At 71.4% G+C, this 26,530-nt stretch carries 29 protein-coding genes; 16 read left to right on the forward strand and 13 right to left on the reverse strand.

Annotated features, from left to right (window positions below):
• The first annotated feature begins 46 nt into the window (after positions 1-46).
• Positions 47-1,819 carry an ABC transporter ATP-binding protein gene (locus H5965_RS31665; protein WP_310974447.1) on the forward strand — a complete coding sequence of 591 codons (1,773 nt, stop codon included), beginning with the start codon at positions 47-49 and terminating at the stop codon, positions 1,817-1,819.
• Positions 1,820-1,828: 9 nt separating this feature from the next.
• Positions 1,829-2,308, forward strand: coding sequence for a MarR family transcriptional regulator (locus H5965_RS31670; protein WP_310974448.1), 480 nt, complete (start codon positions 1,829-1,831; stop codon positions 2,306-2,308).
• A 2-nt stretch (positions 2,309-2,310) separates the two neighbouring features.
• Here the strand turns inward: H5965_RS31670 and H5965_RS31675 are convergent, their stop codons facing one another.
• The 3 genes from H5965_RS31675 to H5965_RS31685 all read right to left on the reverse strand — a co-directional run bounded on the left by H5965_RS31675 (position 2,311) and on the right by H5965_RS31685 (position 4,936).
• On the reverse strand, positions 2,311-3,306 hold the full coding sequence (locus H5965_RS31675; RefSeq protein WP_310974449.1) for a hypothetical protein: 996 nt from the start codon (positions 3,304-3,306) through the stop codon (positions 2,311-2,313).
• Between the two features lie 335 nt (positions 3,307-3,641).
• On the reverse strand, positions 3,642-4,520 hold the full coding sequence (locus H5965_RS31680; protein ID WP_310974450.1) for a Ku protein: 879 nt from the start codon (positions 4,518-4,520) through the stop codon (positions 3,642-3,644).
• 53 nt (positions 4,521-4,573) lie between these two features.
• Positions 4,574-4,936: a hypothetical protein gene (locus H5965_RS31685; protein ID WP_013223841.1), complete on the reverse strand. Its 363-nt coding sequence runs from the start codon at positions 4,934-4,936 to the stop codon at positions 4,574-4,576.
• 121 nt (positions 4,937-5,057) lie between these two features.
• On the opposite strand from H5965_RS31685, the gene H5965_RS31690 reads away from it, so the two are divergent.
• From H5965_RS31690 to H5965_RS31700, 3 genes are all read left to right on the forward strand, one after another.
• Positions 5,058-5,645 (forward strand): TetR/AcrR family transcriptional regulator, encoded by a 588-nt coding sequence (locus tag H5965_RS31690; protein WP_310974451.1) that lies wholly within the window; start codon positions 5,058-5,060, stop codon positions 5,643-5,645.
• 23 nt (positions 5,646-5,668) lie between these two features.
• A complete protein-coding gene (locus tag H5965_RS31695) occupies positions 5,669-6,421 on the forward strand; it encodes a glucose 1-dehydrogenase (RefSeq protein ID WP_310974452.1) in 753 nt (250 codons plus the stop codon).
• A gap of 647 nt (positions 6,422-7,068) precedes the next feature.
• Positions 7,069-8,373: a GGDEF domain-containing protein gene (locus H5965_RS31700; RefSeq protein ID WP_310974453.1), complete on the forward strand. Its 1,305-nt coding sequence runs from the start codon at positions 7,069-7,071 to the stop codon at positions 8,371-8,373.
• Here the strand turns inward: H5965_RS31700 and H5965_RS31705 are convergent.
• From H5965_RS31705 to H5965_RS31720, 4 genes are all read right to left on the reverse strand, one after another.
• Positions 8,370-9,089, reverse strand: coding sequence for an HNH endonuclease family protein (locus H5965_RS31705; RefSeq protein ID WP_310974454.1), 720 nt, complete (start codon positions 9,087-9,089; stop codon positions 8,370-8,372). The two genes, H5965_RS31700 and H5965_RS31705, sit on opposite strands and share 4 nt — an antisense overlap.
• Before the next feature lie 138 nt (positions 9,090-9,227).
• Positions 9,228-11,537, reverse strand: coding sequence for a [protein-PII] uridylyltransferase (locus H5965_RS31710; RefSeq protein WP_310974455.1), 2,310 nt, complete (start codon positions 11,535-11,537; stop codon positions 9,228-9,230).
• A gap of 10 nt (positions 11,538-11,547) precedes the next feature.
• Positions 11,548-11,886: a P-II family nitrogen regulator gene (locus H5965_RS31715; RefSeq protein ID WP_013223833.1), complete on the reverse strand. Its 339-nt coding sequence runs from the start codon at positions 11,884-11,886 to the stop codon at positions 11,548-11,550.
• Positions 11,883-13,271, reverse strand: coding sequence for an ammonium transporter (locus H5965_RS31720; RefSeq protein WP_310974456.1), 1,389 nt, complete (start codon positions 13,269-13,271; stop codon positions 11,883-11,885). The genes H5965_RS31715 and H5965_RS31720 overlap by 4 nt, the downstream gene beginning before the upstream one ends.
• A gap of 173 nt (positions 13,272-13,444) precedes the next feature.
• Between H5965_RS31720 and H5965_RS31725 the strand changes: the two genes are divergently transcribed.
• Positions 13,445-14,293 (forward strand): putative RNA methyltransferase, encoded by an 849-nt coding sequence (locus tag H5965_RS31725; protein ID WP_396136965.1) that lies wholly within the window; start codon positions 13,445-13,447, stop codon positions 14,291-14,293.
• Between the two features lie 18 nt (positions 14,294-14,311).
• A complete protein-coding gene (locus tag H5965_RS31730; protein WP_310974458.1) occupies positions 14,312-14,938 on the forward strand; it encodes a (2Fe-2S)-binding protein in 627 nt (208 codons plus the stop codon).
• On the opposite strand, the gene H5965_RS31735 is transcribed toward H5965_RS31730, so the two are convergent.
• Both H5965_RS31735 and H5965_RS31740 read right to left on the reverse strand, forming a co-directional pair.
• Positions 14,935-15,789 (reverse strand): sigma-70 family RNA polymerase sigma factor, encoded by an 855-nt coding sequence (locus H5965_RS31735; protein ID WP_310974459.1) that lies wholly within the window; start codon positions 15,787-15,789, stop codon positions 14,935-14,937. The two genes, H5965_RS31730 and H5965_RS31735, sit on opposite strands and share 4 nt — an antisense overlap.
• Positions 15,790-15,871: 82 nt before the next feature.
• Entirely contained in the window at positions 15,872-16,777 is a 906-nt protein-coding gene (locus tag H5965_RS31740) for a LysR family transcriptional regulator (RefSeq protein WP_310974460.1), read from the reverse strand.
• Between the two features lie 70 nt (positions 16,778-16,847).
• Between H5965_RS31740 and H5965_RS31745 the strand changes: the two genes are divergently transcribed.
• A complete protein-coding gene (locus H5965_RS31745) occupies positions 16,848-17,663 on the forward strand; it encodes an SDR family NAD(P)-dependent oxidoreductase (RefSeq protein WP_310974461.1) in 816 nt (271 codons plus the stop codon).
• A gap of 4 nt (positions 17,664-17,667) precedes the next feature.
• Here H5965_RS31745 and H5965_RS31750 read toward each other — a convergent pair whose 3' ends face one another.
• Together H5965_RS31750 and H5965_RS31755 are read right to left on the reverse strand one after the other, a co-directional pair.
• Positions 17,668-18,081: a PPOX class F420-dependent oxidoreductase gene (locus H5965_RS31750; RefSeq protein ID WP_310974462.1), complete on the reverse strand. Its 414-nt coding sequence runs from the start codon at positions 18,079-18,081 to the stop codon at positions 17,668-17,670.
• A 61-nt stretch (positions 18,082-18,142) separates the two neighbouring features.
• Complete coding sequence (locus tag H5965_RS31755) at positions 18,143-18,562, reverse strand: VOC family protein (RefSeq protein ID WP_310974759.1); 420 nt, start codon at positions 18,560-18,562, stop codon at positions 18,143-18,145.
• A 94-nt stretch (positions 18,563-18,656) separates the two neighbouring features.
• Between H5965_RS31755 and H5965_RS31760 the strand changes: the two genes are divergently transcribed.
• The 4 genes from H5965_RS31760 to H5965_RS31775 all read left to right on the forward strand — a co-directional run bounded on the left by H5965_RS31760 (position 18,657) and on the right by H5965_RS31775 (position 21,477).
• The gene (locus tag H5965_RS31760; RefSeq protein ID WP_310974463.1) at positions 18,657-19,943 is read left to right on the forward strand and encodes an O-acetylhomoserine aminocarboxypropyltransferase/cysteine synthase family protein; all 1,287 of its coding nucleotides are present in this window, start codon (positions 18,657-18,659) and stop codon (positions 19,941-19,943) included.
• Entirely contained in the window at positions 19,940-20,416 is a 477-nt protein-coding gene (locus H5965_RS31765) for a CoA-binding protein (protein WP_310974464.1), read from the forward strand. The genes H5965_RS31760 and H5965_RS31765 overlap by 4 nt, the downstream gene beginning before the upstream one ends.
• 35 nt (positions 20,417-20,451) lie before the next feature.
• On the forward strand, positions 20,452-21,201 hold the full coding sequence (locus H5965_RS31770) for an MBL fold metallo-hydrolase (RefSeq protein WP_310974465.1): 750 nt from the start codon (positions 20,452-20,454) through the stop codon (positions 21,199-21,201).
• Between the two features lie 102 nt (positions 21,202-21,303).
• The gene (locus H5965_RS31775; RefSeq protein WP_310974466.1) at positions 21,304-21,477 is read left to right on the forward strand and encodes a hypothetical protein; all 174 of its coding nucleotides are present in this window, start codon (positions 21,304-21,306) and stop codon (positions 21,475-21,477) included.
• 39 nt (positions 21,478-21,516) lie between these two features.
• Here the strand turns inward: H5965_RS31775 and alc are convergent, their stop codons facing one another.
• Both alc and allB read right to left on the reverse strand, forming a co-directional pair.
• A complete protein-coding gene (gene alc / locus H5965_RS31780; RefSeq protein WP_310974467.1) occupies positions 21,517-22,530 on the reverse strand; it encodes an allantoicase in 1,014 nt (337 codons plus the stop codon).
• A gap of 1 nt (position 22,531) precedes the next feature.
• A complete protein-coding gene (gene allB / locus H5965_RS31785; RefSeq protein WP_310974468.1) occupies positions 22,532-23,860 on the reverse strand; it encodes an allantoinase AllB in 1,329 nt (442 codons plus the stop codon).
• 127 nt (positions 23,861-23,987) lie between these two features.
• On the opposite strand from allB, the gene H5965_RS31790 reads away from it, so the two are divergent.
• From H5965_RS31790 to pucL, 4 genes are read left to right on the forward strand one after another with little or no spacing between them, the layout of a single operon-like run.
• Positions 23,988-24,464 carry a helix-turn-helix domain-containing protein gene (locus tag H5965_RS31790; protein WP_310974469.1) on the forward strand — a complete coding sequence of 159 codons (477 nt, stop codon included), beginning with the start codon at positions 23,988-23,990 and terminating at the stop codon, positions 24,462-24,464.
• Between the two features lie 55 nt (positions 24,465-24,519).
• A complete protein-coding gene (locus tag H5965_RS31795; RefSeq protein ID WP_310974470.1) occupies positions 24,520-24,969 on the forward strand; it encodes a 2-oxo-4-hydroxy-4-carboxy-5-ureidoimidazoline decarboxylase in 450 nt (149 codons plus the stop codon).
• Positions 24,966-25,283 (forward strand): hydroxyisourate hydrolase, encoded by a 318-nt coding sequence (uraH, locus tag H5965_RS31800; protein ID WP_310974471.1) that lies wholly within the window; start codon positions 24,966-24,968, stop codon positions 25,281-25,283. The genes H5965_RS31795 and uraH overlap by 4 nt, the downstream gene beginning before the upstream one ends.
• A 2-nt stretch (positions 25,284-25,285) precedes the next feature.
• Positions 25,286-26,167, forward strand: coding sequence for a factor-independent urate hydroxylase (gene pucL, locus H5965_RS31805; RefSeq protein ID WP_310974472.1), 882 nt, complete (start codon positions 25,286-25,288; stop codon positions 26,165-26,167).
• Positions 26,168-26,530: the final 363 nt, after the last annotated feature.

Below are 26,530 nucleotides of genomic sequence, written 5' to 3' on the forward strand. Positions count from 1 at the left end.
GCGGAAATCGGTGGCGCCGACGGCGGATTTTGGTAAACATAGGTGCATGACCGCTGTCCTGAGTGAACCGGCCGCCGACGCCGACGCACCCGTTCCGCTGCGGCGGATCGCCGGGCTGTTCCGCCCGCACCGGGGGCCGCTCGCCGCGCTGTTCGCGCTGATCGTCGTGCAGGCGGGCCTCGGCGTGGTGTCGCCGTTCCTGCTGCGCGAGATCCTCGACGACGCCCTGCCGCACCGCGACACGCTCCTGATCAGCCTCCTGGCGGCCGGGATGATCGTCTGCGCGGTCGGCAGCGGCTCCCTCGGCGTCGCCACCACCGGGCTGTCCAACACCATCGGGCAGCGGGTCATGAACGAGCTGCGCGTCTCGGTGTACGGCCACTTCCAGCGGATGTCGCTCGGCTTCTTCACGCGGACGAAGAGCGGCGAAGTGCTCTCGCGGGTGTTCAACGACATCGGCGGGGTGGACAACGTGATCACCACGACGGCCGGGTCGATGGTCCAGAACGCGACCACGACGATCGCCATCGCGGTAGCCCTGGTCCTGCTGGATTGGCAGCTCGCGGCGCTGTCGTTGATCGTCGTGCCGTTGTTCCTGCTGTTCACGCTGCGGCTGGGCAAGAAGCGGCGGACCCTGGCCCGCGGCCGGACCCGCCGGATGGCCCGGCTGACCACGATGGTCGAAGAATCCCTGTCGGTCACCGGGGTGCTGCTCGCCAAGACCATGGGCAACGAGCAGGCGATGCGCGAGCGTTTCGCGGCGGAGTCGCGGGAGATCGCTTCGCTGGAACGAGCGGCCGCACTGGCCGGCCGCTGGCAGATCGCGTCGCGGGCGATGAGCCTGACGGTGATCCCGGCGCTGGTCTACTGGATCGCCGGGCTGGCGCTGGCGGGCGGGGCGTCGCCGATCTCGCTCGGCACCGTCGTGGCGTTCACCAGCATGCTCAACCGGCTGGTCGCGCCGGCGAGCGCGATGCAGACCATCGGCCAGAACGTGGCGACGTCGAAAGCGCTGTTCGGCCGCATCTTCGAGGTCCTGGACCTGCCGGCGGAGATCGCGGACAAGCCCGGCGCGCGGGAGCTGGAGGTGCGCCGCGGCGACGTCTCGATGCGGGGCGTCTCGTTCCGCTACGCCGAAGACGGCCCGCCGACGCTGCGGGACATCGACCTCGACGTGCCGGCCGGGACCACGACGGCACTGGTCGGTTCGACGGGCTCGGGCAAGACGACGCTCGCCTACCTCGTCGCCCGGTTGTACGAGGTAAGCGGCGGCTCCGTGACGATCGACGGCACCGATGTCCGGGACGTCACGCTGGCTTCGCTCGCGGCCGGCGTGGGGCTGGTGTCGCAGGAGACCTACCTCTTCCACGACACGGTGCGGGAGAACCTGCGCTTCGCCAAGCCGGACGCGACGGACGACGAGATCGAACGGGCGGCGAAGGCCGCGCACATCCACGACACCTTGGCCGGGCTGCCGGAGGGGTACGACACCGTCGTCGGCCAGCGCGGCTACCGCTTCTCCGGCGGCGAGAAGCAGCGGATCGCGATCGCCCGGGTGATGCTGCGCAGCCCACCGGTGCTCATCCTCGACGAGGCGACCAGCGCGCTCGACACCCGCACCGAACGCTCGGTGCAGGCCGAGCTGGACAGGCTCGCCGCGGGCCGCACGACGCTGACGATCGCGCACCGGCTGTCCACTGTGGAGCACGCGGACCAGATCGTGGTGCTGCACGAGGGCCGGATCGTGGAACGCGGGACGCACGACGAGCTGCTGACGCGCGGTGGGCGTTATGCCCGGCTGGTCCGCGGGAACACCTAATGTGGGTCCATGCACACGGAACCGGCCCGGACCCTTGACGAGACCGCCGCGCGGGTCACCGCCGACGCCGAACTCGCCGACCTGTCCCGGCGGGTGCGCGAAGGCGTCGGACGGCTGAACTGGCGGATGCGCGCGGAGGCGGACCGGCACATCCCCGGACCGGCCGTGCTCGCGGTGCTGAGCCGGCTCTACCGCGCGGGCACGCAGACGCCCACCGAGCTGGCCGAAGCGGAACGGCTGCAGCCGCAGTCGCTCACCCGCATTCTGGCGTCGCTCGACCTCCGCGGCCACATCGAGCGGACGCCGGACCCCGACGACGGGCGCCGTTCGCGGGTCAGCATCACCGACGAGGGCCTGGCCGTCCTGCGCCGGTACAGCACCCAACGCGAACGCTGGCTGGCCGGGGCCATCGAGTCGACGCTCTCGCCGACCGAGCAGCAGCTGCTCCGGCTGGCCGCCGACCTGCTGATCCGGGTCGCGGACGCCTGACGTCAGTCACCAAAATTAGCCATGGCCTCGACCCAATCCGGTATCGCGGAGTTACCCCGTCCGGCGTAATCGGTCACAATCCGCTCTTCGTCGATGATGCGCTTCAGATTGTCTACGACTGCTTTGCCGAAGTCGACGGCGACGATCACGGCTTGATCATTCAGCTCGGTCGCCAGCATCGAACTGACGATCTGATCTGACGGCGGAAGACTGAATCCCATGATCACGAGCTCATCAGCTCGGCGGAGTGCCTCCGCCGCCTGGCGCCAGAGTGCTCCCATCGTGTTGTTCACGTAGTACGGGCTCTTGATCGCTGCTGGCGGAACGATCAACGGAACTTTGTCTGCGGTGAGCGTTTCTTCATCTTCGTAAAACGTAGAAGTCCCCTGTCCCCACGGAAGAAACCCGACATCGAAGACCTGATCTCCGGCAGGACTCGATGGGCCCGAGTAGCGCCAGTTCAGGGAACCGTGAAGCTTCATCAGACGCATCCCGCCAGGGTTCCCTTCGCCGAATAGGACAGCACCCACTCGGGAGGCAATAGGGGCGATCGGGACGCTGTAGAGATCACTCCAGCTATGCTCCGCAGCTATGGTCAACCATGCCGCTTCGACCAGCAAGTCATAGTTGAATGTGATCACCGTCGTCCCCATTGCCTGCCAGTACCGCACAAGCTGCAGCAACCAGGCTGGCGGCCGATCGCCGAGCACGTGTGTCTGCAGTGCCGACAAAACGGAATGCAGACTTTCGGCAACATCACTGAACGCGCCGCGATTTCGCAGCCTTTGACCTCCGGACAACCACGGCGGCTCTTCGATCAGATAGCTCAGCCACTGCTCGAAGTCTTTCGCCAAGGGCGAATCTTGCCCCGGTAATGGCGGCAGGCCGCGTGAATTCAGATCACTCCGGATCGCATCCGACAGCTCGGTCAACGTCGGCATGCATTCATCGATGGCGCGGCTGAAACCCGAACCGAGCAGGTAGACAGAGGACGTCATCAAACCTCCCACGCGACGAGGCGACGAGTGTAAGCCGCAGGTCGCGGACGCCTGAAAGCTGCCGTGGAGACCCCTCGATCCCTCCACGGCAGCCTTCGGACACCCCCTTGGTCTCCCGCGCCGCCTCCCCGCGGTGCGGGACGGGTTCCGGAAACGGGCCGCTCCTCCTCCGGCCCGCCCCGGAACCCTGGCGTCTGGACGGCTCACCTCCCCAGGGGCCGTCCGGACTTCCCCCCTCGCCGGCGATCCGGTACTCGCTGGCAGAAGGAAGTCTGCCGCGCCGAGGGGTGGCGGGTTGAGTGTGAGAACCCTCAATTACCCGTGGGTAGTAATACTCAAGTCGTCTTCGCGCGGCCACGGCTGCGCGTCGCGGCTCGCTTCGCCGTCGTACGCGCCTTCGCGGCCCTCGAAGCAGCCGCCTTGGCCTTGGTGACGGCCGCGTTGCGCGCGTCCTCCGCTTCGGCGGCGCTCTCCTGCAACGCCGCCAGCAGGCGGGTTACTCCCTCGGCCTGCTCCGCGGCCGTCGGCTGGACGATCTCGGCGCCGTCGATCTTCGCCTGGACCAACGCTTCGAAGGCCTCGCGGTAACGGTCGGGGTAGCGGCCGGGGTCGAACTCGCCGGTCAGCTCTTCGATCAGGTTCACCGCGCGCCGCAGCTCGCCGGGGCGGATGTCGACGTCGGCGTGCTGGAACGGGAAGTCGGGGGTGCGCACCTCGTCGGGCCAGCGCATCGTCTCCAGCACGATCACCTGGTCGTGGACGCGCAGCGCGCCGAGCGTCTCGCGGCGGCGGAGCGCGACGGTGACCAGCGCGAGCCGGCCCGACTGCTGGAGTGCCTCGCTGAAGAGCACGTACGGCTTCGTGCCCGCGGGTTCGGGTTCGAGGTAGTAGCTCTTGGCGAACCAGAGCGGATCGACGTCGGGGGCCGGCGCGAACCCGCGGATGGCGATCGTGCGGCCCGCCATCGGGAGCGACGCGAGCTCGTGGTCGGACAGCAGGACGACGTCGCCGCCGGGGACGGGGTAGCCGCGGACCATCTCCTCGGGCGGTACCTCGGCGCCGTCGACCTCGCACACGCGCTTGACCCGGATACGGCCGCCGTCTGGCTCGTGCACCTGGTGCAGCGGGATTTCCCGCTCCTCGGTGGCGCTGTACGCCTTCACCGGGATGGCGTAACCGCCGAACCCGATCGTGCCGGTCCACACTGCGCGCATCCGTGCCACCTCCGCAGCTCCCAGGCTAGACAGCGGCCGCGGCGGATCGACAGCTACAAACGGGTGTCAGGCGAGACGGATTCGCTCACACATTCGAACGACGGGGTGACCTCGTCGAGCGCCTCCGCCGAGCACCGGGAAGCGATCGCGGCCGCGCGAAGCACCTCGGTGACCACCTCGACGTCCAGTGGCGGCGCCGCGGCGAGGGCGGCCGAACCGCCTTCGACCCGGGCGGCGAGGCCGGCGAGCGCGTGGGAAATGGCCTCCTGCCCGGCGACCAGCTGGGCGACGACGTCGGTGAGCTCGGCCGTCGTCGCACCCGGGCCGCCGCAGCGCAGTCCGGCGGCGAGTTCCTCGGCGCAGGACCGCAGGTGGGTGGCGACGACGGTCGGCGGCAGCGTCAGCCGATCCTGCATCGCTCACCCCCTCGGGCCGGTCGAAGCAGCCATAGTGCCACCGCACGCGCCGTGACCGGACGCGACACACCGCCGTCCGCATATTTGACCGAGCGTTCTCGATACGGCTAGGCTTTCGATCATGTCCCGGGACAAGGAGTTCGACGTCGGCGAAGCCTGCGACGGCGCGCTCATGCTCTTCCGGCGGCAGGGGTACGAGGCGACGTCGGTCAGCGACCTCGTCACACACCTCGGCGTCGCCAAGGCGAGCCTGTACGCGACCTTCGGCACGAAGCACGACCTCTACGTCACGGCGTTGAAGCGCTACGCCGAACGGACCGACGCACGGGTGATGGCCCAGCTGTCGGAGCCGGGTTCCGGAGTGGCCGCCGTGCGCCGGCTGTTCGACGGGTACACCGCGGAAATCCTGGGTGACGAAACGAGAATGGGCTGCTTCGTCGTCAACGCGGCGATCGAGCTGCTCCCCCACGATCCCGAAGTCGCGCGGGTGGTGGAACGCAGCTGGGACACCCTCGAGGTCGCCCTCACGATGGCGCTGGAACGCGCGAAGGCCCAGGACGAGCTCCCCGCCGGCAGCGACCCGGCGACGCTGGCGCGTTTCTTGCTCACCGTGCTGCAGGGACTGCGCGTCCTGGGCAAGGGCACCGACGCGGCGAGCCGGGTGAACGCGGCCGTCTCCCAGGCGCTGCGCCTGCTCATTCAAGACTGATCAGACCAGAAAGAAGGACCACAATGGGGGCACGTTTTGCGGGCAAGGTCGTCCTGGTGACAGGCGGCGGCTCGGGTATCGGACGGGCGACGGCGCGGGCATTCGCGGACGAAGGCGCGACGGTGGTCGTGGCCGGGCGCGACGGGCAGCGGCTCGAGTCGGCGGTGTGGGACATCGGCGGTGACGCGAGCGCGGTGACGGTCGACGTGACCGACTCCGCGGACGTGGCGCGGATGGTGGAGACGGTCGTCGCGCGGCACGGCGGGCTGGACGTCGCGTTCAACAACGCGGGCATCCTCGGGTCGCCGGCCCCGGCCGCGGACCTCGGCGAGGACGACTTCGGGGCGGTGCTGGGCACGAACGTCACCGGGACGTGGCTGTGCCTGAAGCACGAGGTCGCGCACATGCGGGCGCACGGCGGCGGCGCGATCGTCAACATGGCGTCGAACATCGGCGCGCACGGCCGGCTGCCGAACATGGCGGTCTACGCGGCGTCGAAGGCCGCGGTGAGCGCGCTGACCAGGACGGCGGCGCGCGACCACATCGCCGACGGTGTCCGCATCAACGCCGTCAGCCCGGGCGCGACCGACACGGATATGTCCCGGCGTCCCGGCGAGACGGACGCCGATCGCGCCGAGCGGCTCAAGGGCGCGATTCCGCTGGGCCGGGTGGGTGCCACCGCCGAAGTGGCCGCCGCGGTGCTGTGGCTGGCTTCGGACGAAGCCGCGTTCACCGTGGGGCACGACCTGGTCGTCGACGGCGGCGCGACCGCCTGAGCGGTCCCACCCGGGCCCGCGGATGAGGGCCGGCCGGATCCTCCTCCGGCGCGAATTCACGACTCACGGTTGCGCATGGTGACGATTCCTCTCTCGGACGGGAACGGACGGGGTGCACGGCTGGGTCAGGACTCGCGGTTGCGCACGGCGCTTCTCCTTCCGGCTCGGGTGGGCTGGGCTTCGGTTCAGGACTCGCGGTTGCGCACGACGGCTCCTCTCAAGCAGGTGGACGGGGTCACGGCAGGTCTCAGGACTCGCGGTTACGCACGACAGCTCTCCTCTCGAGCACAGGCGGACGGGGGTCACGGCGAAGCTCAGGACTCGCGGTTGCGCACGGCGGCTCTCCCTCCGGGCACGGGTGGACAGGGATCGCGTCGATTCAGGACTCGCGATTGCGCACGACAGCTCCTCTCGAACACGGGCGGACGAGGGGCACAGCGGCTCAGGATTCGCGGTTGCGCATGACGGCCTCCCTCCGGCGGTTCGCGCGGACTTCGGGACTCGGGGGCCTCAGGACTCGCGGTTGCGCATGGCGGCGGCCTCCCTTCACTGCTCCGAACGTGTGGCAATCATCGATCGCGGCCGCCCGGTGTGGTGGGGTGGATGCGGATCGTCGGATCACCCAGGGGAGTTGCACCGCCTTGAGTATGGACGGCGCCCGTCCGGCCCAACCCCGCGCGGGACGGATCCGTGGGGCGCTGAACCCTGCTCACTGGACCCTCTGGCGGCAGCGCGGGTCGCTGATCTTCTACTGCTTCCTCGTCGAGTCCGTGGCGCTCGTGGCCACCACCTGGAGCGCCGTGGAAGTCCCCGCGCGCGGGTGGGACGTGGCCGTCTTCGGCGTCCTCGCGGGCCTCGGCGTGCTGCAGGCCGAGCTGGGCCGGAAGATCGAACGCGTCCGACGTCTGGTGTCCGACACCCCGCACATCAACCTGACGTCGGTCTGGACGTTCGCCGGCGTGCTGCTCCTGCCGCCCGCGCTGGTCACCGCGCTGATCGCCGTCCTCTACCTGCACCTGGCGACGCGCAGCCTCGCGCGGATCAAGCGCGTCCCGCCGTTCCGGACGACGCTGAACGCGACGCTGGTCGTCATCACCTGCTACTCGGCCGAACTCGTCTTGGGCCGCCTCGGTGTCCCGGACATGTACGCGGCGCTGACGGCGGGCTGGCGCGGCGTCACGGCCATCACGCTGGCCGCCGTCACGTACTTCCTGGTCGCGGCGATCACCATCGTCCCGGCGCTGACGATCACCAAGCGCACGATCAAGGCGTTCTTCGGCGGCCTCGGCGACAACCTCCTCGAGGTCGCGACGCTCTGCCTGGGCCTGCTCACGGCGTTAACGCTGGCGACGCTGCCCGCGCTCGCCGTCGCGATCGTGCCGCCGCTGCTGGTGCTGCACCGGGCGGTGCTGATCAAGCAGCTGGAGATCGCCGCGACGACCGACGAGAAGACCGGCCTGTTCAACACGACCGGGTGGCACCTGCTCGCGTCACGCGAACTGGCCCGCGCCCAGCGGAGCACGCGCAGCACGTTCGGCGTGCTGATGATCGACCTGGACTACTTCAAGCTGATCAACGACGAGCACGGCCACCTGGCGGGCGACACGGTGCTGCGCGCGGTCGCGGCGACGATCAAGAGCGCCGTCCGCGACTACGACTCGGTCGGCCGCTTCGGCGGCGAGGAGTTCGTCGTCCTGCTGCCGGACATCGGGCCGGCGGCGGTCCTGGCGGTGGCCGAGCGCATCCGCTCGGCGATCGAGTCCCTGCGCGTCGAGTACGAGGACGGCACGGGCACCCGCGCGATCGGCGGCCTGTCCGCCTCCATCGGCGTCGCCACCTACCCGGACGGCGGAACGGCCGTCGACCGCCTGCTGCAGGCCGCGGACAAGGCCCTCTACCGAGCCAAGGACGCGGGCCGCAACCAGGTGGTCGACGGCACGGCGATCGCCTAGGACGCCGCCGGTTCCAGCCGCCAGAGGGCGCCGAGCACCTTCAGCAGGAGTTCCTGACGCTCTTCCAGCACGGCGGGGGTCCAGACGTCGCTCGCGAGCACCTGGGACGTCAGCACGAACGGCGGCCAGCTCGTCGGCTCGAAGTACTTGGTCTTCTTCGCGGTGAATCCGAGGTTGCCCGCCGCGGAGTTCTTCCTCTTCGAGAGGAGGACCAGGTTGGCGAGGCGGTGCACCCAGTACGCCCGCTCCCGTGCGGTGAATGCCGTGGTCCACTCACTGCCGTCGGCCGGGTTCTGCGGCAGGACGTGCTCGACGCTGATCATCGGGTAGTGGTCATAACCGGCCCCGCCGTCCGACAGCGCGGAATTCAGGCGTTGCAAGACGTAGGAGCGGACCCGCAGAACGGTGTAGATCTCGGCGTCCAGCTTGCCGAGGGTCTCGCCCTGCTCGGCCGGGGAGCGCTCGACCCGACGGGTGATGTCCACACGGCGGATGAGCATGCTCCCGGCGAGCCGTTCGAGGTCGGTCAGGAACCGCAGAAGGGACGCCGAACCGGCCGTCGGGCGGCTGAAGTAGCTGATCGCCGGCGGGATCCAGTCCGTGTTGCCCAGCTGGTTCAGGCAGCCCAGCAGCCGGTTGATCGCTTCGGCATCCGGTCCGCCGGCGTAGGTCGCCCGGGTGACCACTTCGAAGGCGTCCGAGAACGGGACGAGCACGTCGTCGATGAACGTTGCTGTCCGTCGACCACTTTTTGGTCCCGGCCATGCGACTGAACTCGCGGCGGCTGGACCACTTGTTACATCAATTACCGCATTGTTCGAAGCTGCGGCCGCCCGCAGCTTCGAACAACACCCTCAGGACGCCGCGGCCAGGACGGCCTGCTCCACCTCGCGCCGCCACCCCGGCTCGATGCGGCCGCTCCGGGGGGTCACCGCGAACGAGTCCACCACCGCTCCGCCCAGGGTCGACGCCTTGGCCCAGCGGACCTCCGCGTCGCAGCGGCGCAGTGCTCCCGCCACGCGGAACAACAACCCGATCCGGTCGGCCGCGCGCAGTTCCAGCACCACCGTGTCCGGGCCCGATGTCTCGTCGTCGAACCAGAGCACCTTGGGCGCCACCGGGGCCGGCGAGCCGTAGTCACGCTCCTTCGCCGCCAGGCGCTGGGTCAGTGGCAACGTGCCCGCCACCGCCCGGGCGAACTGCTCCCGCAGCAACGTCGCGTCCGGGAGCGACCCGAACTTCGGCGAGGCCGTGAACACTCCCGCGCGGCCGCCGTTGTGGCCTCGCAGGATCGCCGAGTGGACCTCCAGGGAGTTCAGGGCCAGCACGCCCGCCGCCGGGGCCAGGAGCTCTGCCCTGGCCGGGACCGCCAGCAGGACCGTGACCACCTTTCCGTGGGAGCTGATCCGGATCTCGCCCGTGCCCGAGGCCACCGCCGACGCGACGAGCTCGCGTTGTTCGTCGTCCATCGGCGAAGGGGCCGTGAAACCCTTGCCGTGCAGCACTTCTTCGCAGCCCGAGACCAGCTCCGCCAGCAGGCGTGCCTTCCAGTCCGTCCACACCCCGGGGCCCGTTGCCAGCGAGTCGGCCTGGGTCAGGGCGTGCAACAGCTCGACCAGGACGAGGTCGCTGTCCAGGGTTTTCACCACCCGGGCCACCGTGGCCGGCTCGCTGATGTCGCGCCGGGTTGCCGTGTGCGGCAGCAGGAGGTGGTGGCGGACCACGGCCGACACCGTGGCGACGTCGGCCGGGGTGAGGCCCAGCCTGGTCGCGACCTGGGCCGAGATCTTGGCGCCCAGCTCCGAATGATCGGCGTCGCGGCCCTTGCCGATGTCGTGCAGGAGCGCGCCGATCAGCAGCAGGTCCGGGCGGGACACCGTGGTCGTCAGCTTGGCCGCCTCGACGCACGTGCGGACCAGGTGCCGGTCGACCGTCCACTGGTGCACCGGCGAGCGCGGCGGCAGGTCGCGGACCGCGCCCCACTCCGGGAACAGGCGGGACCACAGGCCCGTCCGGTCCAGGGACTCGACCGCGTCGACCAGGCCTTCGCCCGCGCCCAGCAGCTCGACCAGCGCGTTGAGCGCCTCGGCCGGCCACGGGGCGCGCAGCTCCGGGGCCGACTCGGCCAGCGCTTTGAGCGTGCCGAGCGCGATCGGCTTGCCCGTGCGCGCCGACGCCGCCGCGACGCGCAGCAGCAGCGCCGGGTCCCGGGCCGGCACGGCGTCGCGGGCCAGTGCCACCTCGTTGCCGTGCAGCACCACGTTTTCCGCGAGCGGCGTCCGCGACGGACGTCGCCCGAAGCGCGAGCGAGGTGGCTCCACAGTAGACCGCAGTGCCACGTCCAGGGCGTACGCGATCGTGCGGCCCGCTCCGGACAGCTTGCGGGCCAACGTGAACCGGTCGCCGAAGCCGAGCTCGGCCGCGACCAGTTCGGCCTCCGGCGCGGACAGGACGTCCCGTTCGCGCCGGATCTCACGCCGCAGCTCCGTGCGGACGTCGAGGAGGAGTCCCTTCGCTTCCAGGAGTTCCTCGCCCGGACGCGCGGTGAGCTGCGCCGCGGCGAGGGCTTCCAGGACGGCGAAGTCCCGCAATCCGCCCCGGCCGTGCTTGAGGTCCGGTTCGGCGGACTGCGCGATTTCGCCGCTGCGGGCCCAGCGCTGCCGGACCGACGCCGTCAGGTCCGGGATCTGCTTGCGCGCCGTGCGGCGCCACTGGTCGCGCGCCGCGGACACCAGGCGGCCGCTCAGCTCGGCGTCCCCGGCGAGGTGCCGGGCGTCGAGCAGGCCCATGGCCACGCGCAGGTCCTCCGAAGCGACCTTCAGCGCCTCACCCGGCGTGCGGACCGAGTGGTCGAGCCCGACTTTCGCGTCCCACAAGGGATACCAGAGCGCGTCCGCGATCTCGCCGACGCCGCTGTTGCCGTTGTGCACCAGCAGCAGGTCGAGATCGGAGAACGGCACCAGCTCCCGGCGGCCGAGCCCGCCCACGGCGACCAGCGCGACACCCGGTTCCGCGGTGTCGACGCCGGCCGCCGAGGCTCCCCTGCCCAGCCAGAACTCGTAGAGGTCGACCAGGGCCGCCCGCAAAGCGGACGCCCCCAGCCTCCCGTGCCTGCCCTCGAGCAGTCGCTCGGTGGCCTTGACCAGTTCGCCCCCGTCGGCCATCCCAGACGCCTTATAGGGCGTCCGTGCCGCGCTCGCCGGTCCGTACCCGGATGACGGTCTCCACCGGCGTCACCCACACCTTGCCGTCACCGATCTTGCCGGTGTGCGCGGCCGTGGTGATGGCCTCGAGGACCTTCTCCACGTTGGTGTCGTCGGTGACGACCTCGACCTTCAGCTTGGCCACGAAGTCCACCGAGTACTCCGCGCCGCGGTAGACCTCGGTGTGGCCCTTCTGCCGGCCGTAGCCCTGGACTTCGCTGACCGTCATGCCCAGCACGCCCAGCTGCTCCAGCGCGGAGCGGACGTCGTCGAGCGTGAACGGCTTGACAATCGCCGTGATGAGCTTCATGCCTTGCTCTCCTCGAGTTTCGCGGCCGGGGTGGCGGACTTCACCGGGATGGTGGTCGGCTGGCCGAGGCCACCGCCGGATCCGGTGAAGTCGTACGCGCTTTCCGCGTGCTGAGCTTCGTCGATGCCGCTGACCTCGTCCTCGGTGCTGACGCGGAAGCCGCCGGCCTTCTTGATCACGAAGCCGATGATGAAGGACAGCACGAAGGAGTACGCGAGCACCGCACCGGCGGCAGCGGCCTGGCGACCCAGCTGGGTGAACCCGCCGCCGTAGAACAGGCCGTCCGCACCGAGGGAGTTGACGCTGGTGGTGCCGAAGAAGCCGATCAGCAGCGTGCCGACGATGCCACCGACCAGGTGGACGCCGACGACGTCGAGGGAGTCGTCGAAGCCGAACTTGAACTTGAGCGAGATGGCGAGCGCGCAGACCGCACCGGCGATGAGGCCGATCGCGATGGCCCCGATCGGGCTCACGAAACCACACGCCGGGGTGATGGCGACCAGGCCGGCGACCGCGCCGGAGGCCGCGCCGAGGGTGGTCGGCTTGCCGAACTTGAGCTGCTCCACCAGCAGCCAGCCGAGAACGGCGGCGGCGGTGGCGACGGTGGTGTTGGTGAACGCGACGGCCGCGAGGTCGTTGGCGGCCAGGGCGGACCCGGCGTTGAAGCCGTACCAGCCGAACCACAGCAGCGAGGCGCCGAGGAGCACGAACGGGACGTTGTGCGGACGCCCGGTGTCCTTCGGCCAGCCCTTGCGCTTGCCGAGCACGATGGCGAGGGCGAGACCCGCGGCACCGGCGTTGATGTGGACCGCGGTGCCACCGGCGAAGTCGAGTGCCTTGAGGTTGTTGGCGATCCAGCCGCCGACGGCGTTCTCGCCGATGAAGCCGTTGAAGGAGAACACCCAGTGCGCGACCGGGAAGTACACGACCGTCACCCAGATGACGACGAACAGCGTCCAGCCCCAGAACTTCGCGCGGTCGGCGATGGCGCCGGAGATCAGCGCGGGCGTGATGATCGCGAACATCAGCTGGAACATCACGAACGCGAGCACCGGCAGCGCGTCCGAACCGGGCCAGGCGACCGCCGGCGTGGTGTCGGTGGCGGCGACCGCGAACCCGGCGAGCTTCCCGAAGGTGTTTTCGAGGCCCGCGAAGTGGAAGTTACCGAGGAAACCTCCGAAAGCGTCGTCGCCGAACGACATCGAGAAGCCGTACAGGGCCCACAGCACCCCCACCACGGCCAGCGCGATGAAGTTCATCATCAGCATGTTCAGGACGCTCTTCGCGCGGACCATGCCGCCATAGAAGAACGCCAGTCCTGGGGTCATGAGCATGACCAGCGCGGCGCTGGCCAATACCCACGCGGTGTCTCCTGCGTTCAGCACATCGTCCTCCCGTGCCCTGGGTTCGTGCGTTGGCAGTTTTGGCGCGCGGTGTTTCACGGGGCGGCGCGCGAGGTTTCGCCCGCGTGAACTGTCCGCGCCCGGTTGTTACGGCCAGGTTTCCCGCGACCCCTCCTGGAGTGTCCGGTTGCGAAACGTCGTGGTCGAATATCCCCATGACACCGGCCGACCACGGGAATGACCCACTGCCACCCCCGGTCGTCGCGGCCCTGCGGTGTTCGGTGTGCGGTGACCCGATCGGCGCAGCGGGACGCACGCTGCGTTGCGGGAATCGCCACTCTTTCGATCTAGCCCGGCAGGGTTACGTGAACCTGTTGCACGCGCGAATCCCGGCCGGGACGGCGGACACCGCACCGATGGTCGCGGCGCGCGCGGACTTCCTCGCCTCGGGCGCGTACGAACCCCTCGCCGACGAGCTGGCCCGCGTCTGCGCCGGGGCCGGCGGGCTGGTCGTCGACGCCGGCGCGGGCACGGGGTACTACCTCGCACGGGTGCTGGACGGGTCGGAGGCGTTCGGCCTCGCGCTGGACGTCTCGGCCGTCGCGCTGCGGCGAGCGGCGCGGGCCCACTCGCGGCTGGGCGCGGCGGTGTGGAACCTGTGGGAGCCGTGGCCGGTGGGCGACGGCGTGGCGTCGGTCGTGCTGAACGTCTTCGCGCCGCGCAACGGGCCGGAGTTCCACCGCGTGCTGCAGCCCGGCGGCCTGCTGGTCGTCGCCGCGCCGGCCCCGGACCACCTCCGCGAGCTGGGCGACCTCGTGCTGGCCGTCGACGAGCGCAAGGACGAACGCCTGGACGCCACGCTCGGCGAGCACTTCACACGCACCGGCCGCACGGAGGTCCGGCGCGAGGTCGAGCTGACGCCGCGGCAGGTGCGCCAGGCGGTCGAGATGGGTCCCGCCGGGTTCCACCTGGACCGCGACGGCCGCCGCGAGCGCCTGGACGCGCTGAGCGAGTCCCAGGTGGTGACGATCTCGTTCACGGTCTCCACGTACCGGCCGCGCTGAGTCTGGAAGGGTGAAGGCGTGAAGCCCGACTGGACCGCGTCCGCGACCCGGCTCGCGGACGCGGAGTGGGTGCGGGCCCGCATCGGCGGCGCCGCGAAGCTGTACGGCTGCGCGCGACCCGAGGTGCTCGGCACGATCTGGTGGTACTCGCTCTCGTCGGTCCTCGTGGCCCCGGCCGTGGAGGGCCTGGTGGCCGGAACGCCGGTCGATCCGAGCTTGGCCGCCGTGGAGCTCGATCTCGTCGCCGACGGGCGGTTCCTCGGCGCCCGATCGACCCGTCCGCTGGACGGTGGCCTCCCCGCGGTGGGTGCCGCGCTCACCGGCGCCCTCGGCACCGCGATCAGCACCATCGCGGCCGTCAGCGGGGCGCGGGAACGCGCGCTCGGCGCGATCGCCACCGACTCCATCGGCAACCGGCTGCTGTGGACGCCCGATCCGGAGCGCGCGATGGCCCTCGCCGAACCCCTCGTCGCCGCGATCGGCCTGGGCCTGCCGAAGCCGCGTTTCGTGCGCGTCGGCCGCACCCCGGCCGTACGGCGTGCTTCGTGCTGCCTGATCTACGAAGTCGGCAACCCCAAGTGCGTGAGCTGCCCGCGCCAGACGCCGTCAGAGCGCGAAGCCCGCCTTCGCGCCGCCCTGGGTTAGAGCACCGCCAGTTCCAACACCGCCAGCCGCTCGGGATCGGCGATGACCTCGATGCCGGTGATGCGGTCGCCGTCGACGCGGAACGCCAGGACGACGGCCGGCCGCCCGTCGCGCACCATGAGCAGGCCGGGAGCACCGTCGACCAGGGCGAGTTCGCTCGCGCGAGCCCGCTCGGACGCCAGGATCGCGCCGCGGCGGACGCTCTCGACACCGCGCAGCTCGATCGGCGCCGGGCTGGGGCCGACGAACCGGTCGGCGTGCAGCACCACGTCCGGGTCGAGCAGGGACAGCAGCGCTTCGAAGTCGCCGCCGCGCGAGGCCGCCAGGAACGCTTCGACGACCTTGCGCCGCCGGGGCAGGTCCGCGTCCGCCGCCTCGCCGCCCTTCACCCGGCGGCGGGCGCGGCTCGCGAGCTGCCGGGTGGCGGCCGGGGTCTTGCCGATCACCGGCGCGATCTCGTCGAAGGGCACGGCGAACATGTCGTGCAGCACGAACGCGACGCGCTCGGCCGGCCCCAGCGCGTCGAGCACCACCAGGAGCGCGAGCCCGACGGTGTCGGCCAGCTCGGCCTCCTGGCCGGGGTCGCGGCGGTCGTCGTCCCGCTCGGGCTGGGCGTCCAGGGGCTCTTCGCGGTGGTTGCGGCGCGTGCGCAGGAGGGACAGGCACACGCGGGCGACCACCGTGGTCAGCCACGCGGGGAGGTTGTCGATCTCGCCGGTGTCGGTGCGGTGGAACCGCAGCCACGCCTCCTGGACGGCGTCGTCGGCTTCGGCGGCCGAGCCCAGCATGCGGTAGGCGACCGCCCGCAGCCGCGGCCGCTCCCGTTCGAACCGCTCGGTCAGCGCGTCCACTGTGTCTGGTCCCTTCCGTCGCCGCTCGTAGCAGTAGACCCCGCGGCGGCGGGCGATGTGACCGGAATGAACGTGATCCGGGTCATCCGGCGGTGCGGCGCAGGACGTCGGCCACCAGGGCCGCGGGCTCGGACAGCGGACCCGGGAGGCGCGCGAGCAGCACCCGCCGCCGCTCCGCCGGGCCGCCGCGCACGTCCAGCACCCGCACGCCCGGCGGCACGGCGTCGGCGAGCGACGCGGGCAACGTCGTCAATCCGCAGCCGGCGGCGACCAGGTTCAGCTTGGCCAGCCAGTCGCGGGCGGTGTGGGCGATGTCGGGCCGCTCGTCGAGGCCCGGCCAGACACCCATCAGCGTGTCCTCCCCCGACGACGGCCCGGCGATCCAGCGCTGCCCGCGCAGCTCGGCGACGTCGATCGGGCCGGCGCCGGCCAGCGGGTGGCCCGCGGGCACGGCGAGGCGGAGGCTGCGTTCGGCGAGCGTCTCCAGGTGCAGCGCCGGCGTCTCGGCGTCCGGTGGGCGGAACGGCGGGACCGAGCCGAGGACAGCGAGATCGATCGTGCCCGCGCGCAGGGCCCGGACGAGGACCGGCGTCGTGCCTTCCCGGGTGGCCACGGTGATGGCGGGGTGCGTGCGCCGGAGTTCGGCGACCGCGCGGGGCACCAGGACCGCGCCCGCGCTGGGGAACCAGCCCAGGCGGACCGTGCCGGCGTCGGCGGGCAGCCCGGCCAGCTCGCGCCCGGCGGCGTCGATCTCGTCGAGCACCGCGACGGCGTGGCGCAGCACGACGGTCCCGGCCGCGGTGAGGCGGACGCCGTCGGGCTTGCGTTCCAGCACGGGCGTCCGGGCCACCCGTTCGAGTGACGCGATCTGCCGCGACACCGCGGACTGCGTGTAGCCGAGCGCTTTGGCGGCCGCCGTGAGGGTGCCGCGCTCGGCGACCTCGCGGAACACGCGCAGGGCGACCAGGGAGACGTCACCGAAGTCCATGACGTTAACGCATACCAGGGATGCTTGATTCTCGCTTTTCGCATGGCGTTCGCGCTCCTAGCGTGGCGGTATGACACGCACTGCCGTGGTGACCGGGGCCAACCAGGGCCTCGGCTTCGCCCTCGTCCGCGGGCTCGCCGCCCGCCTCGCTCCCGAAGACCTCGTCCTGCTCACCGGCCGCGACGCCGGGCGGGTGGCGGCGGCTGTTTCGAGGGTCGCCGCCGATCCGGCGACCCGCAGCCGGGTCGAGGGGCGCGTCCTCGACGTCTCCGACCCGGCCGCGGTGGCTCGCTTCGCCGCGCCGGTCGACATCGTGCTCTCGAACGCCGTCGGCCCGCTCGACCCGGGCCGCCCGCAGGCCGAGCAGGCGGACGTCTTCATCGACGTCGCGAACGGCGGCACCCACGCGGTGCTGCGGTCGTTCGGGCCGGTCCTGCGGCCGGGCGGGCGGCTGCTGGTCGTGGCCAGCTCGCTGGGCACCCTGGACCACCTGCCCGAGCCGCTGCGGGCGCGCTTCGACGGCGTCTCACTGGACGAGGTGGAGAAGGCGGTCGAGGACTGGCGCGCGGCGATCCACGACGGCACGGCCGCCGAGGCGGGCTGGCCGGAGTGGATCAACGTGCCGTCGAAGGTGGCGCAGGTCGCGGCGGTCCGCGCGGTGGCGGCCCGGCGCCGGGGGGCCGACCTCGCGGCCGGCACCCTGGTGGCGGCGGTCTGCCCGGGGTTGATCGACACCCGGGCGTCGCGGCCGTGGTTCAGCGACTTCAGCCAGGCCCAGACGCCGGACGAGGCGGCGCGGGCGGTGCTGGACCTGGTGTTCGCCGACGTGGACCCGGCGACCTACGGCGAGCTGGTGCGGTTCGGGAAGGTGCTGCCGTGGACGTGAGCGGTCAGCGGTGGACCGCCCTCCGCGGCTCGTACCAGGTCTCGCCGACCGGCTCGCCGGCCATGTTCCAGCTCCAAGAGATCCGCGGGGTAATCCGCGCATACAGCCCCGGCCCGACCAGGCCGGTGCGCTCGACCGGGTCGGCCGCGACGCCGTAGACGCGAATCGCCCGGGCGACGAACGGCTGAAGCGAGACCAGGTCGTCGACCAGCAGCGCCACCTTCCGGCGCCCGGCGGCGACGTTGCGGAACTTGCGCGTCGCCGCGACGGCCGCACCGACGCCCCCGACCCAGAAGTGCTCGCCGTCGTATTCGAAGGCGAGCGGGACGAGGTCCGGTTGCGCACCCGGGCCGAGCGTGGCGACGCGGGCAAGCGGTTGGGAACGCAGGTAGTCGACTTCTTCGGCGGTGAACGCCATGGCAGCTCCTTCGTGCAGGGGGTGCGCTGCCTACACGAACGCGCAGACCCGGGTCGACAGGTCAGAGCACGCAGAACTCGTTGCCCTCGGGATCCGCCAGCACGAAGTGGTCGGGCCGGCCGTCCAGCTTGTCCTCGCGCAGGACGGTCGCGCCCGCGGCGGTCAGGCGGGCGATCGCCTCCACCACCCGCTCCCAGCGGGTCTCCCACGGCACCTCGCGGCCGCCGCCGGCCTGGACGTCCAGGTGGAGGCGGTTCTTCGCCACCTTGGCTTCGGGCACCTTGAGGAAGCTCAGGCTCGGCAGGACGCCCTCCGGGTCGGTCAGGTACGCCCCGTCGTCCCACTCGTCCTCGGGCACGCCGTTGTCGGCGAACCACGCCTCCCAGCTCGCGAACCCCGCCGGGGGCGGGCGCTCGATGTAGCCGAGGGCCACCGCCCAGAACCTCGCCAGCACGCGGGGTTCCGCGCAGTCGATCGTCACGCTCCAGCGCACCGTCACGAGAGTGGAGCGTAGCCGCGCCCACGCCGTGAGAGGGCGTGTCATCCGGGGGATGCTGCGGTTACCGTGGGCTGCGATGAGTGAACGCAGCTGGGGCTTCCGCACCCGCGCCCTGCACGCGGGCGGCACGCCCGACCCGGCGACCGGGGCGCGGGCCGTGCCGATCTACCAGACCACGAGCTTCGTCTTCGAAGACGCCGCCGATGCCGCGAACCTCTTCGCGCTGCAAAAGTACGGGAACGTCTACAGCCGGATCGGGAACCCGACCGTCGCCGCCTTCGAAGAGCGGATCGCCAGCCTCGAAGGGGCCATCGGCGGGGTGGCCGCCGCCAGCGGGCAGGCCGCCGAGTTCCTCACCTTCAGCTCGCTCACCGAGGCCGGCGACCACATCGTCTCCGCGAGCGGCCTCTACGGCGGGACCGTCACCCAGCTCACCGGCACGCTCCGGCGCTTCGGCGTCGAGACCACCTTCGTCAGCGGCGGCATCGACGACTACGCCGCCGCCGTCACCGACCGGACGCGGCTGCTCTACACCGAGGTCATCGGGAACCCCGGCGGCGGCATCGCCGACCTCGCCGCGCTGGCGGACCTCGCGCACGCCCACGACATCCCGCTGGTCGTCGACGCCACCCTCGCCACGCCGTACCTCTGCCGCCCGATCGAGCACGGCGCCGACATCGTGCTGCACTCCGCGACGAAGTTCCTCGGCGGGCACGGCACCACGCTCGGCGGGATCGTCGTCGAGTCCGGGAAGTTCGACTGGGGCAACGGGAAGTTCCCGCGGATGACCGAGACCGTCGACAGCTACGGCGGCCTCAGGTACTGGGAGAACTTCGGCGAGTACGCGTTCTGCACCCGGCTGCGCGCCGAGCAGCTGCGGGACATCGGCGCGGTCCTCTCGCCGCACTCGGCCTTCCTGCTGCTGCAGGGCGTCGAGACGCTCCCCCAGCGGATGGACGCGCACGTGGCGAACGCCCGGGCGGTCGCCGAGTACCTCGAAGCCGACCCGCGCGTGGCCTGGGTGTCCTACGCCGGGCTGCCGTCGCACCCGCACCACGACCTGGCCCGCCGGTACCTGCCCGCCGGGCCGGGCGCGGTGTTCTCCTTCGGCATCGACTGCGGCCGCGCGGCCGGCGAGAAGTTCGTCGAATCGGTGGAGCTGCTGTCGCACCTGGCGAACGTCGGGGACGCGCGGACGCTCGTCATCCACCCGGCCTCGACCACGCACGCGCAGCTGTCGGAGGAGCAGCTCGCCGCCGCGGGCGTCGGGCCCGACCTGATCCGCCTGTCGGTCGGGCTGGAAGACGTCGACGACATCCTCTGGGACCTCGACCAGGCGCTCGGCAAGGCGGTGGCCGGGTGACACACGACGTCAGCGCCGTCGAGCGGCGCGCGATCCTGCGGCGGACGCGGTCGGTGACGCTGGTCGGCGCGTCGGCCAACCCGGCGCGACCCAGCTACTTCGTGGCGACCTACCTGCTCTCGTCGACGCGCTACGAGGTCAACTTCGTCAACCCGCGCCTGGACACCCTGTTCGGGAAGCCGGTGTACGCGTCGCTGAAGGACGTCCCGGGCGAACCGGACCTGGTCAGCGTGTTCCGCAGGCACGACGACCTGCCGCAGGTCGCCGAGGAGGTCATCGACGCCGGCGCGCGGACGCTGTGGCTGCAGCTCGGGTTGTGGCACGAACCGGTGGCCGACCGGGCGCGCGAAGCGGGACTGGACGTCGTGATGAACCGGTGCGTGAAGATCGAGCACGCGCGCTTCGCCGGCGGGCTGCACCTGGCCGGGTTCAACACCGGCGTGATCAGCTCGCGGCGGCAGTCGGCGCCGTAGGGAAGACCCCGGCGGCGGCCGCTGTTGGCTCGGGTATGACCTTGGGGATCACGTTCTCCGGCGGCCCGACCGCCCTGCTGGAGCTGGGCGGCGTCCGGCTGCTCACCGACCCGACCTTCGACGCGCCCGGCGACCACCCGATCGGTGAGCGCGTGCTGGTCAAGACCGAGAATTCGGTGCTGACCGAAGAAGCGGCCGGGGTGGTGGACGCCGTCCTGCTCTCGCACGACCAGCACCCCGACAACCTCGACGACCGCGGCCGCGCGTACCTCGCGACGGTGCCGCTGACGCTGATCACGCCCACCGGCGCCGAGCGGCTCGGCGGGGCGGCGCGGGGCCTGGAGCCGTGGGAATCGACGCAGGTGGGCCCGCTGACCGTCACGGCGGTCCCGGCGCTGCACGGGCCGGACGGGGCCGCGCGGCTCACCGGCGACGTCACCGGCTTCGTGCTGACCGGCGACGGGCTGCCGACGGTGTACGTGAGCGGCGACAACGCCTCGGTCGACCTGGTCCGCGAGATCGCGGCGCGGTTCCGGGTGGAGATCGCGGTGCTGTTCGCCGGCGCGGCCCGGACGCCGCTGTTCGACGGGGCACCCCTGACGCTGACCAGCGTGGCCGCGGCCGAGGCGGCGAAGGTGCTGGGCGCGCGGAAAGTGGTCCCGCTGCACTTCCGGGGCTGGGGGCACTTCAGCGAGGGGCCGGAGACGCTGCGGGAGGCGTTCGAGGCGGCCGGGCTGGCGGACCGGCTCGTCCTGCTCCAGCCCGGGGAACGCGCGGAGGTCTGACACGCCCGTTCTCGCACCCTAGGCTTAAACGCCTCACCAATGTGGCAATTAACCCTAGGGTGCGAGAACGGGCCGAGCGAGGGGCCGTGAGAGGCTGGCGGCATGGCCAAGCCGACCCCGCTGCAGTTCCGGAACCTCCTCGTGGCCGCCCTCGCGGCCGCCGGCTTCGTGTGGAGCATCGTCGCGGGCATGCCGTGGTGGGTCAGCGCGATCATCGGCTGCGCCTGCGTCCTGTCGCTGGCCTCCGCCTACCTCAACCGCCCCGACGCGAACTGACCGCGAGCCGCCCGCGGGATGCGGCGGCCCGCGGTCCGGTCATCGCGTCTTGTCGAACCGGGCCTTCAGGTTCGTCCGGCCCGCCTCCGTGAGCCGGCCGAACAGGCGCAACCGGGCCAGGCCGCCGTCCGGGTAGATGTCGAGGCGGGCCTCCGTCACCTCCGGGCCGTCCGGGAGCGCGAACCGGTGCCGGGTGTCCGGCTGCAACCGCGTCTTCGGCAGCAACGGGACCCACTCGCCGTACGTCTCCCGGCCGCTCACCGAGGCCCAGCCCGGCGCGTTGCCCTTCAGGTTGCTCGTGTCCAGCTCCACGAACCGGACGATCCCGGCGCCCGCCAGCCGGAGCGTCACCCAGTCGTTGCCCGCGTCGCGGCGGCGGGCCGTCTCCCAGCCCTCCGCCTGGTGGGCCGCCAAGCCCGGCGAGAGGATGTTGTTGGGCGACGAATAGAACCGGTTGCTGCAGCCCGTGACGATCGCGCCGTTCTCGAGCGCCGCCAGGTCGAGCGCGTCCACGTCCAGCAGCGCCGGGTCCGGGATCGGTGCGCCGTGGACGCGCAGGCGGGCCACTCCCCCGTCCGGGTGCTGCGTCAGCCGGACGTGCGTGTACCGCCGGGAACCGTTGACCGCGTAGAAGTTCTCCGTGTGGCCCGCGGCCGGCGCGCGGTCGACCAGGACGTCCCACTCGGCCGCGGCCACCTCCGCCGCCGACGGGTAGCCCGGGAGCGACGTCGCTTCCACCGAGACGAACGGGGGGTAATTGCCCTTGAAGAACGCCGTGTCGACGATGACGCCGGTGATCGTGCCGGCCAGGCCGAGGCGGACGATCGCCTGGTCGTCGCCCGGTTCGCGGTGGCGGCGGGTCTCCCAGCCGTCGTAGACCTGGCCCTTGGGGCCGAACGTCTCCGCGCGGTGCGCCGGCACCCACGGGTTGACCAGGTTCTCCTTTTCGGCGAACAGCTCGTCGGTCGCCCACATCACCGTGCCGCCGAAGCGGCGGGACGCGAGGTCGGGCAGTTCTGTCCACTCCGGACGGTCGGACACCAGCGCCTCCATTTCAGCAGTTCCCCCGGGTCAGCAGCGCGCCGCGCGGCTCGTCGCCGGTGATCTCGGTGCCCCGCAGCCACGTCGAGCGCACGACGCCGGCGAGCGGCCGCCGGTCGTAGGCGCTGACCGGGTTGCGGTGCTTCAGCTTCGCGACGTCGACCACGAACGCCTCGTCCGGCGCGAACACGCAGAAGTCCGCGTCGTACCCGGCCGCCAGGTGGCCCTTGCGGCGCATCCCGGCCTGCGCCGCCGGGCGCTCGGCCATCCAGCGGACGACGTCGGTGAGCGCGAACCCGCGCTGCCGCGCCTGCGTCCAGATCGCCGGCAGCCCCAGCTGCAGGCTGGAAATCCCGCCCCACGCCTGGCCGAAGTCGCCGCTGTCGAAGCGTTTCAGCTCCGGCGTGCACGGCGAATGGTCGCTGACGATCGTGTCGATCACCCCGTCGGCGAGGCCCTGCCACAGCAGTTCACGGTTGGCCGCCTCGCGGATCGGCGGGCAGCACTTGAACTGCGTGGCGCCGTCGCGGATCTCCTCGGCGACGAAACTCAGGTAGTGCGGGCAGGTCTCCGCCGTCAGCGCCACGCCGTCGCGGCGCGCGGAAGCGATCAGTGGCAGAGCGTCCGAAGAGGACAGATGCAGGATGTGCGCCCGCGCGTCGTTCCGGCGGGCCGCCTCGATGACGTGCGAGATCGCGAGGTTCTCCGCCTGCCGCGGCCGCGAGTGCAGGAAGTCGACATAGCGACCGCCGTGCGGCTCCGGTGCCGCGTCGATCTCGTGGGCGTCTTCGGCGTGGACGATCATCAGCGCGTCGAAGGAACTCAGCTCCCGCAACGCTTCGTCGAGACCGGCCGGGTCGAGCGGCGGGAATTCGTCGACGCCGGAGTGGAGCAGGAAGCACTTGAAGCCGAACACCCCGGCGTCGTGCAGGCCGCGCAGCTCCCCCGCGTTGCCCGGGATCGCGCCGCCCCAGAAACCGACGTCGACGTGCACCCGGCCGGTCGCCGCCTTGCGCTTGACCTCCAGGGCCGCGACGTCGACCGTCGGCGGCAGGCTGTTCAGCGGCATGTCCACGATCGTGGTCACCCCGCCCGCCGCGGCCGCACGGGTCGCCGTCTCGAAGCCTTCCCATTCGGCGCGGCCGGGGTCGTTGACGTGGACGTGCGTGTCGACCAGTCCCGGCAGCAGCACGACGTCGTCGCCGAGGTCGAGGACGCGGTCGCCGGTCAGCGAGGCGCTCCCGGGTTCGACGGCGACGATCCGGCCGCCGTCGACGCCGACGGTCACCGGGGCTTCGCCCTCGGGCGTCACGGCCCGGGCGGCGCGCACCACAAGATCCATCCGAAGCCCTTCGTCGGGAGGAGTGACCCGCCGATTTCACAGTACGGAAAGGCGGTTTCGCACAACGACAGTAACCACGGCGCGCGCCGCTCGTCAACGACGGACGTCGCGCGTTACGGTCATCTTCGTGCGGCTAGAAGCGGAGTTCACCAGCGAACCGTTCCACGGCGAGGGTTCGCCGCCCGAGCACGCCGTCGCCGCGCGCGACGCCGCCGAGGAAGCCGGGCTGGACACCGATTTCGGCCCGCTCGGCACGCTCGCCCGCGGCGAGGCGAAGGAGCTGCTCGAAGCTCTCCCGGCGATCGCGAAGGCGGCCTTGGACGGCGGTGCCACGCGCGTCACGCTGCAGCTGCGCCGGGCCGACGATCCGGGCAGCGCCCCCGTCGTCGAGCTGAACGACGCGCTGGCCCGGCTGATCGCCGACGTCGAGCGGGAACTGGGCGCCAAGCTGGGCGAACTCGACCGCGCGGGCAAGCAGCGAGCGGTGCGGCTGCTGCGCGAACGTGGCGCCTTCGGGCTGCGGAAATCCGTCTCTTCGGTGGCCGACGCGCTGGGCGTCACGCGCTTCACCGTCTACAACTACCTCAACCGGGAAGCGGACTGACCAGCGCTTTCAACAAAATGTTGACGGAACTCCGGTGCCGACGTACGGTCGGTCCGTGCTGCTCTCCGAGTTCAACACCACCGACGTCCGCCCGCTGCTGACGGAGTGCCTCGCCGTGCCCCGGTGGGTCGACGCCGTGTCGGCCGGGCGCCCGTACGCCGACCTCGACGCGCTGAAGGCCGCCGCCGACCTGCCGTTGAGCAGCGACGAGATCCGGCAGGCGATGGCCGCGCACCCGCGGATCGGCGAGAAACCGGCGGGCGGCTTCGCCCGCTCCGAACAGTCCGGTGTGGACAATCCGGATGCGTTCGCCGCCGCGAACGCCGAGTACGAAGCCAAGTTCGGGCACGTCTACCTGGTCTGCGCGAGCGGCCGCAGCGGCGGCGAACTCCTGAAGATCCTGCGCGAACGGCTGGCCAACGACCCGGCCACCGAGCTCGCCGTCGCCGGCCGTGAGCTGCTGAAGATCGCCGAACTCCGACTCGCGAAAGCGGTGACCGCGTGAGCCTCGTGACCACCCACGTCCTCGACACGGCAGCCGGACGCCCGGCCGCGGGAATCGGCGTCCGCTTCGAGACCGCCGACGGGAAGCCGATCGCCGAGGGCCGCACCGACGACGACGGCCGCATCCGCGACCTCGGCCCGGACACCCTTGAGCCGGGCGCCTACCGGCTGGTCTTCGCCACCGGCGCCTACCTGGGCCCGGACGCCTTCTTCCCGGAGGTCACCCTGACCTTCCGGATCGCCGACGGCACCGCGCACCACCACGTGCCGCTCCTGCTCAGCCCGTTCGCCTATTCGACCTACCGAGGGAGCTGACCGTGGCCATCACCCTGGGCCCCAACCAGTACGGCAAGGCGGAGGTCCGCCTGGTGACGGTGCGCCGCGACGGCCCGGTGCACCGCCTGAAGGACCTCACCGTGTCGACGTCGCTGCGCGGCGAGCTGGCCGCGACGCACCTGACTGGAGACAACGCCGGCGTGCTGGCAACCGACACGCAGAAGAACACGGTGTACGCCTTCGCGAAGGAGGCGCCGGTCGGTGAGATCGAGGACTTCGGCCTGCGGCTGGCCCGCCACTTCGTCGGCTCGCAGGAGAACATCACCGGCGCGCGGATCAAGATCGAGGAGCACGGCTGGGACCGGATCGCCGTCGCCGGCGAGCCCCACGACCACGCGTTCAGCCGCTCCGGCGACGAGCGCCGCACGACGGCGGTGACGGTCCAGGGCGACCGCGCGTGGGTGGTCTCCGGCATCGACGGCCTGACACTGCTGAAGTCGACGGGCTCGGAGTTCCACGGCTTCCCACGCGACCGGTACACGACCTTGGCCGAGACGAGCGACCGGATCCTGGCGACGGCGGTCACGGCGAAGTGGCGCTACCAGGGCGAGAACCTCGACTGGGCGGAGAGCCACCGCGAGATCCGGCGGCTGATGCTGGAGACGTTCGCGACCAAGCACAGCCTTTCGCTGCAGCAGACGCTGTACGCAATGGGCGAGTCGGTGCTCGAGAAGCGGCCCGAGGTCGCCGAAGTGCGGCTGTCCTTGCCGAACAAGCACCACTTCCTGGTGGACCTGAGCCCGTTCGGGCTGAAGAACGACAACGAAGTGTTCTACGCGGCGGACCGGCCGTACGGCCTGATCGAGGGCACAATCCTGCGCGACGACGCCGAGGACCCGGGCCCGGCCTGGGACATCCACTGACGTTCGCCGCCTGCTCCGGGCGGGCTCCCCGAAGGTCGCGAATGACTCATTCGGGACCTCCCACGTCCCGAATGAGTCATTCGCGACACCACGGGCCCCGCCGACGCGCGCCCGCCGCCCCCACCCTCACCGGCACGAACGGCACGCAGACGCCGGACTTGCACCCCACCCAGGCCTGCCCGGCCACCCCGATCCGAAGCCAGCACGCGGACGGTGGTGCCGGGTCAAGGCACGCTTTCCCGCCTTGACGCGGTACCACCGTCCGTAGTGACAATCGCGGCTTCGGGGTGGTGGGCACCGACCCGCACAGCGTGGATAGAACGCTCTAGCAAGCACGTATCCTCGATGCCATGGCAGGGACCA

Source organism: Amycolatopsis sp. 505, assembly GCF_031625235.1.
Taxonomy (GTDB): Bacteria; Actinomycetota; Actinomycetes; order Mycobacteriales; family Pseudonocardiaceae; genus Amycolatopsis.